The 16,543-nt window shown below is 70.2% G+C and carries 15 protein-coding genes; 13 read left to right on the top strand and 2 right to left on the bottom strand.

Going from position 1 to position 16,543, the window contains the following annotated elements; genetic code table 11:
* The first annotated feature begins 149 nt into the window (after nt 1-149).
* Genes CLV49_RS06450 through CLV49_RS06440 form a run of 3 tightly spaced genes read left to right on the top strand, consistent with a single transcriptional unit; the run spans nt 150 to nt 3,546 of the window.
* A complete protein-coding gene (locus CLV49_RS06450; RefSeq protein ID WP_106562803.1) occupies nt 150-761 on the top strand; it encodes a DUF4956 domain-containing protein in 612 nt (203 codons plus the stop codon).
* On the top strand, nt 758-1,561 hold the full coding sequence (locus CLV49_RS06445; RefSeq protein ID WP_106562802.1) for a polyphosphate polymerase domain-containing protein: 804 nt from the start codon (nt 758-760) through the stop codon (nt 1,559-1,561). The genes CLV49_RS06450 and CLV49_RS06445 overlap by 4 nt, the downstream gene beginning before the upstream one ends.
* A complete protein-coding gene (locus CLV49_RS06440; protein ID WP_106562801.1) occupies nt 1,561-3,546 on the top strand; it encodes a carbohydrate-binding domain-containing protein in 1,986 nt (661 codons plus the stop codon). Before CLV49_RS06445 ends, CLV49_RS06440 begins: the two co-directional genes overlap by 1 nt.
* An 81-nt stretch (nt 3,547-3,627) precedes the next feature.
* On the opposite strand, the gene CLV49_RS06435 is transcribed toward CLV49_RS06440, so the two are convergent.
* Both CLV49_RS06435 and alr read right to left on the bottom strand, forming a co-directional pair.
* Nucleotides 3,628-4,566 carry a D-alanine--D-alanine ligase family protein gene (locus CLV49_RS06435; protein ID WP_106562800.1) on the bottom strand — a complete coding sequence of 313 codons (939 nt, stop codon included), beginning with the start codon at nt 4,564-4,566 and terminating at the stop codon, nt 3,628-3,630.
* Nucleotides 4,563-5,726, bottom strand: coding sequence for an alanine racemase (gene alr / locus CLV49_RS06430; RefSeq protein WP_106562799.1), 1,164 nt, complete (start codon nt 5,724-5,726; stop codon nt 4,563-4,565). The genes CLV49_RS06435 and alr overlap by 4 nt, the downstream gene beginning before the upstream one ends.
* Before the next feature lie 300 nt (nt 5,727-6,026).
* Between alr and CLV49_RS06425 the strand changes: the two genes are divergently transcribed.
* The 10 genes from CLV49_RS06425 (at nt 6,027) to CLV49_RS06380 (ending at nt 16,537) form a co-directional block, all read left to right on the top strand.
* Entirely contained in the window at nt 6,027-7,403 is a 1,377-nt protein-coding gene (locus CLV49_RS06425) for an NAD(P)H-dependent oxidoreductase (RefSeq protein WP_106562798.1), read from the top strand.
* Between the two features lie 101 nt (nt 7,404-7,504).
* The gene (locus CLV49_RS06420) at nt 7,505-8,242 is read left to right on the top strand and encodes a FadR/GntR family transcriptional regulator (RefSeq protein ID WP_106562797.1); all 738 of its coding nucleotides are present in this window, start codon (nt 7,505-7,507) and stop codon (nt 8,240-8,242) included.
* Between the two features lie 74 nt (nt 8,243-8,316).
* The gene (locus tag CLV49_RS06415; protein WP_166426853.1) at nt 8,317-9,645 is read left to right on the top strand and encodes an MFS transporter; all 1,329 of its coding nucleotides are present in this window, start codon (nt 8,317-8,319) and stop codon (nt 9,643-9,645) included.
* A gap of 75 nt (nt 9,646-9,720) precedes the next feature.
* The gene (locus tag CLV49_RS06410) at nt 9,721-10,962 is read left to right on the top strand and encodes a four-carbon acid sugar kinase family protein (RefSeq protein ID WP_106564926.1); all 1,242 of its coding nucleotides are present in this window, start codon (nt 9,721-9,723) and stop codon (nt 10,960-10,962) included.
* Nucleotides 10,963-10,972: 10 nt separating this feature from the next.
* Nucleotides 10,973-11,332 carry a ribonuclease E inhibitor RraB gene (locus CLV49_RS06405; protein WP_106562796.1) on the top strand — a complete coding sequence of 120 codons (360 nt, stop codon included), beginning with the start codon at nt 10,973-10,975 and terminating at the stop codon, nt 11,330-11,332.
* A gap of 139 nt (nt 11,333-11,471) precedes the next feature.
* Entirely contained in the window at nt 11,472-12,110 is a 639-nt protein-coding gene (locus CLV49_RS06400) for a GNAT family N-acetyltransferase (protein WP_106564925.1), read from the top strand.
* A gap of 123 nt (nt 12,111-12,233) precedes the next feature.
* Nucleotides 12,234-13,337 (top strand): LacI family DNA-binding transcriptional regulator, encoded by a 1,104-nt coding sequence (locus CLV49_RS06395; RefSeq protein ID WP_106562795.1) that lies wholly within the window; start codon nt 12,234-12,236, stop codon nt 13,335-13,337.
* 37 nt (nt 13,338-13,374) lie between these two features.
* A complete protein-coding gene (locus CLV49_RS06390; RefSeq protein WP_106562794.1) occupies nt 13,375-14,667 on the top strand; it encodes an extracellular solute-binding protein in 1,293 nt (430 codons plus the stop codon).
* An 11-nt stretch (nt 14,668-14,678) separates the two neighbouring features.
* Nucleotides 14,679-15,653, top strand: a complete 975-nt coding sequence (locus tag CLV49_RS06385) for a carbohydrate ABC transporter permease (protein ID WP_106562793.1) — start codon at nt 14,679-14,681, stop codon at nt 15,651-15,653.
* Nucleotides 15,650-16,537, top strand: coding sequence for a carbohydrate ABC transporter permease (locus CLV49_RS06380; RefSeq protein WP_106562792.1), 888 nt, complete (start codon nt 15,650-15,652; stop codon nt 16,535-16,537). The genes CLV49_RS06385 and CLV49_RS06380 overlap by 4 nt, the downstream gene beginning before the upstream one ends.
* Nucleotides 16,538-16,543 lie beyond the last annotated feature (6 nt).

The raw sequence follows: 16,543 nt of genomic DNA, 5'->3' as shown, positions 1-16,543 counted from the left end.
AGCCGCGGCGGCGTGTCGCGGGCGGTGCGGTCGCCATCCTGACGCGATGCCCCGGCGATTCGTACGCGCACCTGGGCTCGTTCATAGGGTTCGCATAGGGCCGCGCGGCTGACTGGAACTCGTCCCACACCGCCTCCGGAAGGTCGACCATGTCACTCCTCCTCACGATCGCCATCGATCTCACCGCGATCGCCGTCCTCGCCTTCGCGCTCTACTTCCCGCGCCATCACCGCCGCGACCTCGTCACGGCGTTCCTCGGCATCAACATCGGGGTGCTCGCCGTCTCGCTCACGCTCGGCTCGAGCACGATCGGGGCGGGACTCGGACTCGGACTCTTCGGCGTGCTGTCGATCATCCGGCTCCGCTCGGACGAGATCGCGCAGCACGAGGTGGCCTACTACTTCGCGGCGCTCGCCCTCGGCCTCATCGCCGGCCTCAACCCCGAACCCACGTGGACGATGGCCGGCCTCATGCTGCTCGTCATCGCCGTGATGTTCGTGGCCGACCACCCGCGACTCTTCCGCCGCTACCGCCAGCAGACCATCGAACTCGACCGCGCGTTCACCTCGGAGGACGAGCTCGGCCGTCACCTCGGCAACATCCTCGACGCGCGTATCCGGTCCGTGCAGGTGCGTCACCTCGACCTCGTGAACGACACGACCCTCGTCGACGTGCGCTTCCAGCCCAATCCCGCGCCGCCCGCCCCGGCGGGTTCCTCCCGCGGCATCCCCGCCGGTCACCCCGAGGCGGTGGCCCGATGAGCGCCCCGATCCGTCCGCGGTCGGCCCTCGCGCCCCTCGAGGCGCTCGACCCCATCGGCCTCGACGAGCTCCTCGAGCGAGCGGCCCTCCAGACCCGCGTCGATCGGAAGTACATCGTGCCGACCGAGGCGCTCGCCGACGTGCTGGGCGACCTCGACGACGCGAGTCGTGTGCTGCAGATCGACGACAGGCGCGCGTTCGCCTACGAGTCGGTCTACTTCGACTCGCCCGATCTCGTGAACTATCGTGCTGCCGCTCTCTCGCGTCGTCGCCGGTCGAAGATCCGCACCCGCACCTACGTGGACGCCCACGAGAGCTACCTCGAGGTGAAGACGCGCGGCGCCCGCAGCACCACGGTGAAGGACCGCCTGCCGTACGACCCCGACGCGCGCGGCGCCCTCACGCCCGACGGCGTCGAGTACGTGGACGGCATCCTCTCCGAGGCGTCGATCCCGGGCGCACAGCCGGACGCGATGCGGTCCGTGCTCACCACGCGCTACGACCGCACGACCCTCTTCGTGCCCGGTTCCGAGAGCCGCGCCACGATCGACACGGCCCTGGAGTGGGAGCTCGAGGGCGGATCGATCCTCCACCTCGACGACATCGTGATCGTGGAGACGAAGTCCGGTTCGCGCGCCTCAGACGTCGACCGACTCCTCTGGGCCCACGGCCATCGACCCGTCGGCATCTCCAAGTACGGAACCGGCCTCGCCGCGCTCCGACCCGACCTCCCCTCGTCGAAGTGGGCGCGCGTGATCCGCCGCTACTTCGACACCCGACCCGAAAGGAGCGCAGCCTGATGCGACGCTTCACCAGAACCGACCAGAGCCCGGCCGACGAGAACCCGGCTCTTCAGAACCGCGCCGACCAGAACCCGTCCGACCGCGAGGATGGCGACAAGAAGGGCAGCGCCTTCCGCCGGGTCTCGCGCACGCTCGCCCTCCCCGCTGCCGGGCTCGCCTTCGCGCTCGTCGTCGCCGGTTGCGCGACCGCCGCGACCACGGCGTCCACCTCCTCCGAGACCGTGACGCAGGCCGCCGTGTCCGTGGACGCCGCCCAGACCGCGGCCGAGGTGCTCGCCGCGAACGGCGAGATCGCCGAGGCCGGTTCCGCCGCATGGGATGCCGCGGATGCCGTGGCCATCGCCCTCGACGGCGACAGTGCGACTGCTTCGGGTACCGGCTCGGATGCCGTCACGATCGACGGCGACACGGTGACGATCACCGCTGCCGGCGACTACGTCCTCTCGGGCGACTTCACCGGCCAGGTCGTCGTGAACAGCACGGGTGGCGGCACGGTGCGCCTCATCCTGAACGGCGTCGACATCGCGAGCTCCACGGGCGCGGCGATCGCCGTGACCGACGCCGACGACGTCACGGTCGTGCTCGCCGACGGCACGACGAACAGCCTCGCCGACGCGAGCGAGTACACCGACGCCGGAGGCGCGCTCGACAGCTCCGCCGACCTCACGATCACGGGCGACGGCTCGCTCGACGTGACGGGCAACGCGAACGACGGCATCGTGAGCTCCGACGGCCTCACGATCTCGTCCGGCACGGTGACCGTGACGGCCGTCGACGACGGCATCCGCGGCAAGGACTATCTCGTGATCGACGGCGGCACCATCACGGTGACGGCCGGAGGCGACGGCCTGAAATCCGACAACGAGGACGACGAGATGCTCGGTTTCGTCGCCGTCTCGGACGGCGACATCGACATCACCGCGGACGGCGACGGGATCGCCGCGCAGACCGACGTGGTGGTGACGGGCGGCGACCTGTCCATCGTGACCGGCGGCGGATCGACCGCCACCCTCGCGGAGGACGCGTCGGCGAAGGGCATCAAGTCGGGAGTCATCACCGTGATCGAGGGCGGATCGTTCGCGATCGACGCGGCCGACGACGCCCTCCACTCCGACGGCGGCGTGCACCTGTCGGGAGGGGACCTCGAGCTCGCGTCCGGCGACGACGGCGTGCACGCCGAGTACGCGCTCACGATCGACGGCGGCTCCGTCGACATCACGACCTCGTACGAGGGTCTCGAGAGCAAGGCCATCACGATCGCCGACGGCACCGTGAACGTCGTCGCGAGTGACGACGGTCTCAACGCGGCGGGCGGTGACTCCGAGACGACCGATGAATCCGAGAGCTCCGACACCGCGGCCGAACCCGGCGGAATGGGCGGCGGCGAGATGGAGGCGGGCGACCAGACCGTGACGATCACGGGCGGCACGCTCACGGTCGACGCCGACGGCGACGGCCTCGACTCCAACGGCTCGATGACCATCAGCGGCGGCACCGTCGTGGTCGCGGGGCCGACGAACGACGGCAACGGCGCGCTCGACGTGAACGGCGCGTTCACCGTCTCGGGCGGAACCCTCCTGGCGGCGGGCAGCTCTGGGATGATGGTCTCGCCGGGCACGGATTCCGAGCAGGCGTGGATCTCCGCGGCCCTCGGCACGACGGAGTCCGCCGGCACTCTCGTGCAGATCGTCGCGTCCGACGGCACGGTGGTGGCCTCGTACGCGTCATCGAAGGACTTCTCATCCGTCGTATTCTCGTCCGACGCGATCGTGGACGGCGAGACCTACTCGATCCTGGTCGGCGGCACCGCGGCGGGCGAGGCCGTGGCCGGCTACTCGGCGGGCGGATCGACCGACGGCGCCACCGAGGTGACGACGGTCACGGCGGGCGAGGCCGCCGCCGGCACCATGGGCGGCGGCGGCGGCGGTGGCGGTGGCGGCGCCGGCGCCCCGGGCGGCGACGGCGGCGGCTCCCGCCCCTGATCCCGTCCCCTCAGCCGCGATGTGCGGACGTCGATCACCTGATTCCCCCTGGGGCGACCGAGGTCCGCACATCGCGGCGTTTCAGCGGGACGGGCGGTGGCGGGCGACCTCGATGAGGGAGCGGATGAGGTCCGCGTAGGACATGCCGGCCGCGCGCACCATGGCCGGCACTTGCGAGTGCTCCGTCATCCCCGGCATCGTGTTGACCTCGTTGAATACGAGACCGCGATCGTCGAGGAAGAAGTCCACCCGCGCGAGTCCGCGGCAGCCGAGGGCCCGGAAGATCGCCATGGCGGCGGCCGAGATCGTCTCGAGCTCGAGCGCCGAGAGCGGCGCGGGCACGAGGAAGCCGGGATCGCCCCCGTACTTCGCGTCCACGTCGAACACCGAACCCGGCTCGCGCGGGATCTCGAGGGCCGGTGCGACGGACAGGCTCCCGTCAGCCTCCTCGAGCACGGCCACGTCGATCTCCCGGCCCACGACGACCTCCTCGATCATCACGTCAGCACCTGTTGCGGCGAGCGCTCGCTCGAACTCCGGCAGCGTGCGCGCGAGGGACACCCCGTGGCTCGACCCTCCGGTGACGGGCTTCACGATCACCGGCAGCGTTCCCCGCCCCCGCACCTCGGACACGGGCACGTCCCGCGCCACCCGCACGCCGACACTCTGCGCGACGAGCTTGGTGGCGCGCTTGTCCATCGCGATCGCGCTCGCGACCACCCCCGATCCCACGTACGGCAGGCCGATGATTTCCAGGAATCCGGCGATCGCGCCGTCCTCGCCGTTCACGCCGTGGAGTGCCGGGAACGCCACGTCCGCACGCAGCACCTCGGCGACGGCCACGGAGGCGCTCACGCGGCGGCGGTCGCCGATCGTCCACGAGCCGTCGCGGCCGATGCGCACGTCGAGCACGTCGTAGTCGTCGGCGAGGGCGCGACGTATCCCTGCAGCCGAGGCGAGGGAGACGTCGTGCTCGGAGTTGCGTCCGCCGGCGATCACGGCGACGGTGGGCCGCGTCATCGAGCGACCGCCGCGACGGGCGCCGTCGTCGATGCGCCTGCAACGTCTGCGTCCTCCGCGTGCCACGGCACGTGCTCGCGGTGGACGCGCGGGCCGATGCCCGTGACGATCTCGTGCTCGATCGTCCCGGCCCATCCGGCCCATTCGCCCGCCGTCGGCTCCCCGTGCGCGCCGGGGCCGAACACGACGGCGCGCTCCCCTTCCGCGACGCCGAGGTCGCCGACGTCCACGACGAGCTGGTCCATCGAGATCACCCCGACGACGGGTCGTCGTGCGCCCCGCACGCTTACACTCGCGCGGTGCGAGGCTGCACGCGGGACGCCGTCGCCGTAGCCGACGGGCACGAGCGCGAGCCGTGTGTCGCGGTCGGTGCGATGGCTCAGCCCGTAGCCGACCCCCGTTCCCGCCTTGACGTCGCGCACCGAGACGATCGGAGCGTCGAGGGTCATCGCGTGCTCGAGCACCGTGTGTCCCGACGGGTCGATGCCGAACAGTCCGGCGCCCACGCGTGTGAGGTCGAAGCGCGTGTCGGGCCGCGAGAGAGCGGCGGACGTCGCGGCCAGGTGGCGCACGCCGGGTCGCAGTCCGGCGCGTACGGCCATGCGGCATCCGTTCACGAACCGCATCCGCTCGACGGTCGTCTCCTCGTCAGCGGGGTCCTGCGCCGACGAGAGGTGCGCCATCACGCCGATCACCCGGATCGCGCCGCGTTCCTCCCACGCGCGGGCGAAGTGCATGAGCGTCCTCCAGTCGTCCGGCGCCGCGCCGTCCCGGGACATGCCCACGTCGAGGTGCAGGTGCACGCGCGCGGTGAGCCCCACCGCGAGAGCCGCGCCCGCGATCGCGAAGAGGTGCGAGAGTCCCGGCGCGGCGAGGTCGACACCGCTGCGCACGGCCTCGGCCCAGTCCGCGTCCACGGGGTTGAGCCAGCTGAGCACGGGCGCGCGCACGGCGGACGAACGGAGTGCGAGCGCCTCCTCGATGGTCGTGACCCCGATGGACGATGCACCCGCTCCGAGCACGACGTCGGCCTGGGGTCCGTGGCCGAACGCGTCGGCCTTGAGCACGGCCATGAGCGGGGTTCCGGTCGCGCGGATGATGCTCTCGACGTTGCGGGCGATGGCGCCGTCGTCGATGACGAGGCGTGGGGGGACGTCCATGTGCTGCTCCGTTCCGACCGCCCTCTCGGGCGGTCGGTTCACGTTACGAGCGCGCCATGCCGGCCCACGTCAGCCCAGAGGCCGAACCGGCGCGACCGCCGTCCGCCCAGAGGATGAACCGCGCCACGCCGTCCGGGCGCACCGGGGGTCCGGCGGGGACGCGGAGCACGAGACGATCGGTGTTTGACAGATGGTCAGACCAACGAGTACCGTCTCCTCTATCGATGGTCTGACCATCAGCCGACACAGAACGACCGGCGCCTCACACCGTGGTGGGCCTGTCTACGAAGGAGTAGAAACGTGAACCTCTTCTCGCTCATGCAGAAGCGCACAGCCGAGGCCGGACCCATCCGCGTCGGCGTGATCGGGGCCGGCAAGTTCTCGTCGATGTTCCTCACGCAGGCCGTCGGAAGTACGAACATCCACGTGGTCGGCGTCGCCGACATCGACGTGACCAAGGCCAAGGGTGCGCTCGCTCGCACCGGATGGCCCGAGGAACGCTACGCGGCCTCCTCGCTCGACGAGGCCGTGCGCACGGGCGGCACCGCCGTGATCGACAGCTCCGACGCGCTCCTCACCCACCCGGCCATCGAGGTCATCCTCGAGATCACCGGCAACCCGCTCGTGGGCACGTATCACGCGGTCACGGCGATCGACAACGGCAAGCACGTCATCATGGTCAACGTCGAGGCGGACTGCATGGTCGGCCCGATCCTCCAGCGCCGCGCCGAGGCGGCCGGCGTCATCTACGCGATGGCCTACGGCGACCAGCCGGCCCTCATCTGCGAGCTCGTCGACTGGTGCCGCACCGTCGGCTTCGACGTCGTCGCGGCCGGCAAGGGCACGAAGTACCTCCCCGAATACAACTACTCGACGCCCGACACGGTGTGGAACTACTACGGCTTCACCGAGGAGCAGCTCGCCTCGGGCGACTACAACCCGAAGATGTTCAACTCGTTCCTCGACGGCACGAAGTCGGCGATCGAGATGGCCGCCGTCGCCAACGGCACCGGCCTGCTCCCGCAGGAGGAGGGGCTCCTCTTCCCCGCCGCGAGCAAGGACGACCTGCCCACGGTGTTCCGCGAGAACCGTTTCGACGGCGGCAGCCTCACACGTCGCGGCACGGTCGAGATCGCCTCGAGCATGTACCGCGACGGCACCGAGGTGCCCGACAACCTCCGCTGGGGCGTCTACGTGACCTTCGAGGCCACGACCGACTACGCCGTGCAGTGCTTCGCCGAGTACGGCGTGCACACCGATGCGACCGGCCGCTACGGCTCGCTCTACCGTCCGTACCACATGATCGGGCTCGAGCTCGGGGTGTCGATCGCCGCGGCCGTGCTGCGAAACGAGGCCACCGGATCGCCCACCGGGTTCCGCGGCGACGTCGTCACGACGGCGAAGAAGGACCTGCGCGCCGGCGACACGCTCGACGGCGAGGGCGGCTACACCGTCTTCGGGAAGCTCGCCCCCGCGCACCTCTCGCTCAGCCGCAACGCCCTGCCGCTCGGCCTCGCCCACGGCGCGAAGCTCATCCGCGACGTGCCGAAGGACCAGACGGTCTCGTGGGACGACGTGCAACTCGACGAGTCGCAGTTCGCCGTGCAGATCCGTCGCCAGCTCGAGGCGGAGTTCCGCGCCGAGCACCAGGCCGCCGGCCCCCTCGTCACGGCCTGATCGCCGGTTCTCGCGAAGGTCTGACCCTCGAACCATGGAGACTACGATGGACGCACCAGCCCGCCACGGGGCGAGCCGGCGACCCGGGGAGTTGACGCGAGGTGACCGCGAACGATCGGTGGGAGCCCGTCCAACGGCTTCGCACGTACGAACAGGTGATGGCGCAGATCGAGCAGCGCATCCTCGACGGGCGGCTCAAGGCGGGGGATCACCTGCCGAGCGAGCGCGAACTCGCGGTCTCGCTGGGCGTCTCACGGCCCTCCCTGCGGGAGTCGTTGCGGGTGCTCGAGGCCCTCGGCATCGTGGAGATCCGGCGCGGGGGAGAAGGCGGGGCCGTCCTCGTCCAGACGCCCGGCTCCGGCATGGTCAACCTCCTCAAGCTCCAGATCGCCCTCGCCCAGTTCTCCTGGACGGACGTGCTGGAGACGCGCCTCGCCCTCGAGACGTGGTCCGTCGAGGAGGCCGCCTATCGAGCGACTGACGACGACCACCGGGAACTCGCCGCGATCCTCGACCGGATGGACGACCCGTCCATCGAGGCCCCCGAGTTCAACAGCCTGGACGCCGCCTTCCACATGAGGATCGCGGAATCCACCGGGAACGCCCTCACCGCCCACTTCATGGGTTCGCTCCGCACCGCGATCCACCGCCAGATGGTGGAGATGTACGCGGAGCTCACGGACTGGCGGCGGACCGCGATCACCGTGAGACGCGAGCATCGCGAGATCCTCGAGCTCATCGTCCGGCGGGACGGGAAGACGGCCGCGAGGGCCGTGCACACGCACATCAGCGACTTCTACAAAATCGGAGCGATCGACGGGGCTCACGCCCCCGGGTGACGCGGGAGGTTCGACTCCCGGTCGATCACGGACGAGACGCCTCTCGTCCTTATCAAGGGAGATATGGACCAACGATGACGACCACGACGACGCCCGCACCATCCCGGGCACGCGACGGATCACCCGACAAGCTGCGCACCGCCATCGGCAGCGCCGTCGGAACGACGATCGAGAACTACGACTTCCTCGCCTACGGCACGGCCGCGGCCCTCTACTTCAACACGGTGTTCTTCCACGCGGAGGACCCGGCCATCGGCCTCCTCCTCGGCTTCGCCACCTTCGGCGTCGGCTTCGCGGCCCGCCCCATCGGCGGCCTTCTCGGCGGGTACCTCGGCGACAAGATCGGCCGGAAGCCCGTGCTCGTCGGTGCGCTGCTCCTCATGGGCATCTCGACCGTGGCGATCGGCGTCCTGCCGACGTACGCGCAGGTCGGCCTCCTCGCCCCGATCCTCCTCACGCTCATCCGCATCATCCAGGGCCTCGCCTTCGGAGCGGAGTGGGGCGGCGCGATCCTCATGACCTTCGAGCACGCCCCGTGGAAGAAGCGCGGGCGCTACACCGCGATCCCGCAGGCCGGCGTTCCGCTCGGCCTCCTGCTCGCGAACCTTGTGTTCCTCTGGTCGAGCACGCTCGACAGTGAGCTCGCGTGGCGCATGCCCTTCCTCCTGAGCGCCGTGCTCATCATCGCCGGACTCATCATCCGTGCGAAGGTCTCCGAGTCGCCGGAGTTCGAAGAGACGAAGAGCGCGGGACTCGTCGTGAAGAACCCCCTCAAGGAGGTCTTCAAGAACGACTGGCGCACGATCCTCCGCGTCATCTCCCTCCGCCTCGCGGAGTCCGGCGGCTTCTACGTGATCGTCACGTTCATGCTCTCGTACCTCACGAGCGGCGACGAGCCCCTCGCGGAGAGGTCGACGGCGCTCACGGGACTCATCATCGCCGCGGCCATCGGCGTCTTCTCGACGATGCTCTTCGGCCGGCTCTCGGACCGCGTGGGTCGGAAGCCCGTCTACCTCACGGGATCGCTCCTCGTGATGGCGTTCGCCTTCCCGATGTTCCTGCTCGTGAACACGGGGAACTCGATCCTCATCGTGCTCGTCTACATCATCGGCATGGCGGTCATCCACGACTCCCTCGCCGGAACGCAGGGCGCCTGGTTCTCCGAGCTGTTCGACACGAACACGCGCTCCTCCGGAGCCTCGATCGGCTACCAGTTCTCCGCGGCGATCTCGGGCTTCATCCCGCTCATCGCCACGGCCATCGCGATCCCGCTCGGCTGGGGCGGCGTGGCGCTCGTCTACATGGGCGTCGGACTGCTCGGCGTGATCGGCACCCTCGTCACCAAGGAGACCTGGGGTCCGACGCGACGCGCAGAGATCGACGCACTCATCAACCGTTCCTGAGACGTGCGGCGGGCGGGTGACGACCTCCTCGCCCGCCGCGCCCTCCGTCCTCCTCAGCTCGGCCCGGAAGGCACCATGAAGACCATCGTCCTCGACGACGACCCCACCGGCACCCAGTCGGCGACCGGCGTGACCGTGCTGCTCGACAGCGACGCCGACCTCATCGCCGACGTGCTCTCGCACGCCGACGCCGTGTACGTGCAGACCAACAGTCGTGCGCTTGACGAGGCCGCCGCGACGGCCCTCGTCTCCCGCGTGCGGGCGGACGGCGAGGCGGCGGCCGCGCGGCTCGGGGAACCCGTGCGGTTCGTCCTGCGCGGCGATTCGACCCTGCGCGGGCACGTCTTCGCCGAGACGGAGGTGTTCCTCGACGGCGACGCCGTGATGCTCTTCGTGCCGGCCTTCCCCGACGGCGGCCGGACGACCGTGGGCGGCGTGCACCTCGTGCGGGTCGCCGGCGAGCTCTTCCCCGCGCACCAGACGGAGTACGCGGAGGACCCCGTCTTCCCGTTCTCGACCGGGGTGCTCGTCGACTACGTCGCTGAGAAGTCGTCGCGACCCGCTGTGGCCGCCGGGATCGACACCGTCCGCTCGGGCGGCCTCGCCGAGGTGCTCTCGACCGCGGCCCCCGGTTCCGTCGTCGTGCCCGATGCGGAGACCGCCGCGGACATCGCGGCGATCGCCGTGGCCGTCGACGCGGCGATCGAGGCCGGAGCGCGGATCGTCGTGCGGTCGGCCGCCCCGCTCGCCGCAGCGCTCGCTGGTGTGTCGAGCACTGGCCTTCTCGCGGTCCCGCTCGTACCCGAGCCGCGGCCGACGCTCCTCGTGTGCGGATCGCACACCGCGGGGGCGACCGCGCAGCTCGCTCCGGTCGTCGACGCGTGGGGCGCTCCCGCGGTGGTCGACACCTCCGATGCTCTCGGCGACCCGTCGGCGGCGGGCCGGCGGGCCGCCGAGTCTGTGCTCGAACAGCTCGGAGACGGGCTCCTCGGCATCGTCACGACCGAGCGCGTGCGCTCGAGCGACCACGGCACCCTCGACCACGGCGAGCGCGTCATGGCGGCCCTCACGACCGCCGTCCGCGGCGTGCTCCCGGCCGTCGACGTCGTGGTCTCGAAGGGCGGTATCACCTCGGCGGAGGTCGCCCACACGGGCATCGGCGCCTCGTCGGCCGTCGTGCTCGGGCAGGTGCTCCCCGGCGTCTCCGTCTGGTCGATGACGGCGCACGACGGTCGTGCGATCCTCTACGTCGTCGTCCCGGGCAACGTCGGCGAATCCGACACCCTCACGCGGGTACTCGAGGCGCTCTCGCTCTAGGCTCGCTCCCATGGGACTCTTCAGCCGACGGTCGAAGCGGAGTGCAGCGGTCGTGCCGGCCACCGGCAACGCGGACGACGATCACCTGCTCGCCCTCCTCGCGTCGACACCCGGAGGGCTCGACGCCCCACGTGACTGGATCCACTACCTCTACTGCGCGACGGGCGACGGGGCCGCGGCGATGGAGCGGGCGGCGGTCGCCGCCGGCTGGACGGTGAGACGGGTCCACGAGGGGGAGGGCATCGTGGCGTCCCGTCAGGATCTCGCGGTCACCCCGGTGGCCGTCGTCGAGACCCGTGAGTTCTTCGAGGCGCTCGCCGCGTCCGTCGAGGGTGGGGAGTACGACGGCTGGGAGGCTTCCGCCGGCTGATCGCGTCGGCGTCTCCCTGTCGTGGCGCCCGCCTTCGGCGGTACTGTGTTCCCCTCCGGACCCCTCGCGGGCTCTCGATTTCCCGCGGGTGTGATCCGAGACGAGGTGTGATCCGAGACGACGCGACGAGGTGGACGCGATGGCTGCGCACGTGGTGAGACCACTCACGGACGAGACGTTCCCGGCGTGGCTGGCGCTCGCGCAGAAGCACAACGGGGTCTGGGGCGGGTGCTACTGCTCGTACTTCCACTCCGACACGGAAGACACCGTCAAGAGCGAGTACGACGGGCCGACCTTCAAGCGGCGGCTCGTGGCGGAGGGCGTCGCGCACGCGGCCCTCGTCTTCGACGGCGACGACGCGATCGCGTGGTGCGAGTACGGGAGCCCGGTCGAGCTGCCGAACATCTACCACCGCAAGCAGTACGACGCGGGCGAGACGAGACCGGCGCCGTGGCGGATCACGTGCTTCTTCGTCGACCGCGACCACCGGCGGTCGGGCGTGGCTCGCGAGGCGCTCGACGGGGCCCTCGACCTCATCGCGCGAGCGGGCGGCGGCGAGGTGGTGTCGTTCCCGAACGAGCTCGTTCCCGGTAAGAGGACGTCGTCCTCGTTCCTCCACAACGGGACGCGGGCCATGTTCGAGAAGGCGGGGTTCACGTTCGAGCGCCACATCGGGAAGAGCAAGACGGTGATGCGGCGGACGATCGCTCCCGCCGTCGAGGGCGACACATCGGTGCTGAGGGCGCCAGGTGTACGTGGCGCCCTCGATCGGGAGTAGCCCTCTCGGGAGGGGAGTGGGGAAGGGGTGGTGTTTGCGCGGATTGCGTTGTACGGTGTCTAAACCGGTTTAGACCAGAATGGTCGTTGAGCCGGATCTGATCACCTCGACGCGGAGGCACCGATGACGGAACGGGATGCGGAGACGCAGCGCCGATCGGGCGCGGGCGGAGCGCGCCCCACGATCGCCGACGTCGCCCGGCTCGCCGGCGTGAGCAAGGGGCTCGTCTCCTTCGCCCTCAACGACCGGCCCGGCGTGAGCGCCGACTCCCGCGACCGCATCCTCTCCGCCGCCGCCGAGCTCGGCTGGTCGCCCAACATGCGGGCCCGCTCGCTCAGCACCAACCGGGCCTTCGCCATCGGGCTCGTGATCGCCCGCGAACCCGACATCGTGGCGGCGGACCCCTTCTTCCCCACCTTCATGGCCGGTGTCGAGACGGAGCTCTCCGGAGCGGGCCAGGCCCTCGTGCTCGCGACCGTGACCCCCGGCCGCCAGGAGGCCGACACCTACCGCAGCCTCGCGCTCGACAAGCGGATCGACGGCGTCATCCTCACCGACCTCCGGGCGGACGACGAGCGCATCGCCCTCATCGGCGAGCTCGGCCTCGCCGCCGTCACGCTCGGCCACCCCGACACCGACTCGCCGTTCCCCGCCGTCTCGATCGACGACGAAGCGGGCGTCACCGCCACCGTCGACCACCTCGTGCAGCTCGGACACCGCTCCATCGCCCACGTGGCCGGACCCTCCTCCATGCTGCACGCGGCACGCCGCCGTCGCGCGTTCGAGCGGGCCGCGGACGCGCACGGCATCACGGCGCGCACGGTCGAGACCGACTTCAGCGCGACGGAGGGTGCGGCGGCCACACGCCACCTCCTCGGCGACGTCGCGGAACGGCCCACCGCGATCGTCTACTCGAACGACCCGATGGCGTTCGCCGGCCTCGCCGTCGCGCAGCGCGCCGGCCTGAGCGTGCCGCGCGACCTCTCCATCACGGGCTTCGACAACACCGACCTCGCCGAGCACGTCTACCCGTCGCTCACCTCCGTGGCGACCGACGTCGCCGCGTGGGGAGCGATCGCCGCGCGTGTCCTCCTCGCCACGATCGCGTCAGAGCCCGTCGACAACACCGACCTCCCGCCCGCGCGCCTCGTGACGCGCGAGTCCACCTCCCACGCCCCCGCATCCCCAGCCCCCACACCCCCAGCCCCCACGAAGAACGGTCGCTGAGCCCCACCGGGCGCGTGACCAACGAAAGGACCCCACCATGCAACGTCGCATGACAGCCGCAGCCCTCGCGGCCGCCGGCCTCCTCGCCCTCACCGGATGCACGTCCGGCGGAGGCGGCGGTGCAGCCGGCGCCGCGAACGACTCCCGCGGCGACATCACCATCTGGTACTCCAACAACGCCGCAGAGATCGAATGGGGCGAGCAGATGGTCGAGGCCTGGAACGCCGACCACCCCGACGAGCAGATCGAGGCCCAGGAGATCCCCGCCGGCAAGAGCAGCGAAGAGGTCATCGGCGCCGCCATCACCGCCGGCAACGCGCCGTGCCTCGTGTTCAACACGTCACCGGCCGCCGTGCCTCAGTTCGAGAAGCAGGGAGGACTCGTCTCGCTCTCCTCCTTCGAGGGCGGCGACGACTACATCACCGAGCGCAGCGGCGACATCGCCGAGCAGTACGCGTCGGCCGACGGCTCCTACTTCCAGATGCCGTGGAAGTCGAACCCCGTCGTGATCTTCTACAACAAGGCGATGTTCGCCGATGCCGGGCTCGACCCCGAGGCGCCGGCCCTGTCGACCTACGACGACTTCCTCGAGACCTCCCGCACCCTCACCGAGGCGGGAGTGGCCCCCTACGCGATCAGCCCCGCACCGACGAGCGAGTTCTACCAGAGCTGGTTCGACTTCTACCCGCTCTACGCGGCCGAGACGGGCGGCGACCTGCTCGTCGAGGACGGCAAGGCCACCTTCGACTCCGACGCCGGGAAGGCCGTCACCGACTTCTGGTCGACGATGTACTCGGAGGGCCTCTCCAGCCAGGAGCAGTACCAAGGCGACTCGTTCGTCGACGGCCAGACCGCGATGTCCATCGCCGGACCGTGGGCCATCGACTACTACGGCGACACCGTGGACTGGGGCGTCGCCACCGTCCCGACCTCCACGGGCATCTCGCCGGAGGAGACCTACACCTTCAGCGACGCGAAGAACATCGGACTGTACTCCGCGTGCGAGAACCAGGGCACCGCGTGGGACGTGCTCCAGTTCGCCACGAGCGAGGAACAGGACGGCAAGCTCCTCGAGCTCACCGGCCAGATGCCGATCCGCCAGGACCTGACGGACACCTACGCCGACTACTTCGCGGCGAACCCGGCGTACGAGATCTTCGGAGACCAGGCCACCCGCACCGTCGAGGTGCCGAACGTGGCCAACTCGGTGGAGGTCTGGCAGACCTTCCGCGACGGCTACTCGAAGTCGGTCATCTTCGGCGGCGGTGACGTCCCCGCCTTCCTGACGGACACTGCGGCGAAGATCGACGACCTCGTCGCCCAGGGCTGACGGACCGCATCATGACCGCCACGTCGCCGGTCGCGCCCCCGGGCGCCACCGCATCGGGCACGGCACCACGCCGGGGGACCTCGTCCCCCGGCGGGGCCCGGCGGAAGCGGAAGCTGCTCGGCGCCAACCCGCTCGGGCTGCTCTTCTCCGCCCCGTACCTCGCCTTCGTCCTGCTCGTCTTCGCCTACCCGCTCGTGTTCGCGGTGTGGATGTCGTTCCAGGACTACTTCTTCGCGGCGCCCGGCGCCGTGGTCGACCGCCCGTTCGTGGGCCTCGACAACTATGCCCGCGTCCTCCAGGACCCCGCCGTGTGGCAGGCGTTCGGGAACGTCGGCGTGTTCCTCATCATCAACGTCCCGCTCACCGTGGTGCTCAGCCTCCTTCTCGCCTCGGCGCTCAACCGGATCGTCCACGCCCGCGTGTTCTTCCGGGTGGCGTACTACGTGCCGTACGTCACGGCGTCCGTCGCGATCGTGGGCGTGTGGCTGTTCCTCTTCAGCGGCGGCGGACTCGTGAACAACCTCCTCGGACCGCTCGCTCCGACGCCGTCGTGGCTCATCAACAGCCAGCTCGCGATGCCGTCGATCGCGCTGTTCGTCACGTGGAAGCAGCTCGGGTTCTACATCCTGCTGTACCTCGCGGCGCTGCAGAACGTCCCGAAGGAGCTCTACGAGTCGGCGTCGACCGACGGCGCCGGTGCGGTGCGCTCGTTCTTCTCCGTCACGATCCCGAGCGTGCGACCGGCGACGGTGCTCGTGCTGCTCCTGTCCACCATCACCGGGGCGAACCTCTTCACCGAGCCGTATCTGCTCACCGGCGGCGGCGGGCCGAACGGCGCCTCCGCATCGCCCGTGCTGCTCATGTACCAGCGCGGAATCCAGCAGGGCAACCCCGACGTGGCCGCCGCGATCGGCGTGATCCTCGTGGTGCTCGTCCTGATCATCGCGTTCCTGCAGCGCAAGTTCGCCGGAGGTGACGAATCATGAGTGCAGACGTCTCCACCCGGAAGCGCCAGACACCTGGACAGCGCCAGACGTCCGGACGCGGGGCCGCCGTGCTGCGCGGCGTCGTGCTGTCGATCGGCGCGCTCGTGTTCCTCTTCCCCTTCTACTACATGGTGATCGGGTCGCTCCAGCGCACCCCGGACGCCACCGTGGCCGGCGCGTTCCCGAACATCGCCAACCTCACCCTCGACAACTACGCGGCCATCAACAGCCGCATCGGGTTGCTCACCGGCCTCGTGAACTCTGGCATCTTCACCGGAGGGGTGATCCTCGGCACCGTCGTCTTCGGCATGCTCGCGGGCTACGCCCTCTCGGTGCTGCAGTGGCGGGGTCGCGGAGTCACGTTCGCACTCGCGCTGCTCGTGCAGGTCGTGCCGTTCCAGCTGCTCATGATCCCGCTGTACGTGCTCATCGCACGCGACTACAGGCTCGCCGACACCCACATCGGGATGATCCTGCCGTTCCTCATCAACTCGACGGCCGTCATCATCTTCCGGCAGTACTTCCTGCAGGTGCCGAAGGAACTGTTCGACGCGGCCCGGATCGACGGGGCGAGCGAACTGCGGGTGCTGTGGAACGTCGCGATCCCGCTCGTGCGGCCGGCGCTCCTCACCGTGGTGCTCGTCACCTTCATCGGACCGTGGAACGAGTTCCTCTGGCCCTTCCTCATCACGAAGGACACGTCGCTTCAACCGCTCGCCGTGTCCCTCGCCAACTACATCTCCTCCGTCGCGGCGTCTGCGGCCAACCCGTTCGGCGCCGTGCTGGCCGGGGCGGTCGTCCTCGCCGCACCCGCGGTGGCGCTGTTCATCGTGTTCCAGCGCTACTTCACCTCCACCGACATCGGCTCCGGCGTGAAGGGCTGACGATGC

It is taken from the genome of Labedella gwakjiensis (genome assembly GCF_003014675.1).
GTDB classification, from domain to species: domain Bacteria; phylum Actinomycetota; class Actinomycetes; order Actinomycetales; family Microbacteriaceae; genus Labedella; species Labedella gwakjiensis.
This window is presented reverse-complemented; position numbering and strand designations above follow the sequence as displayed.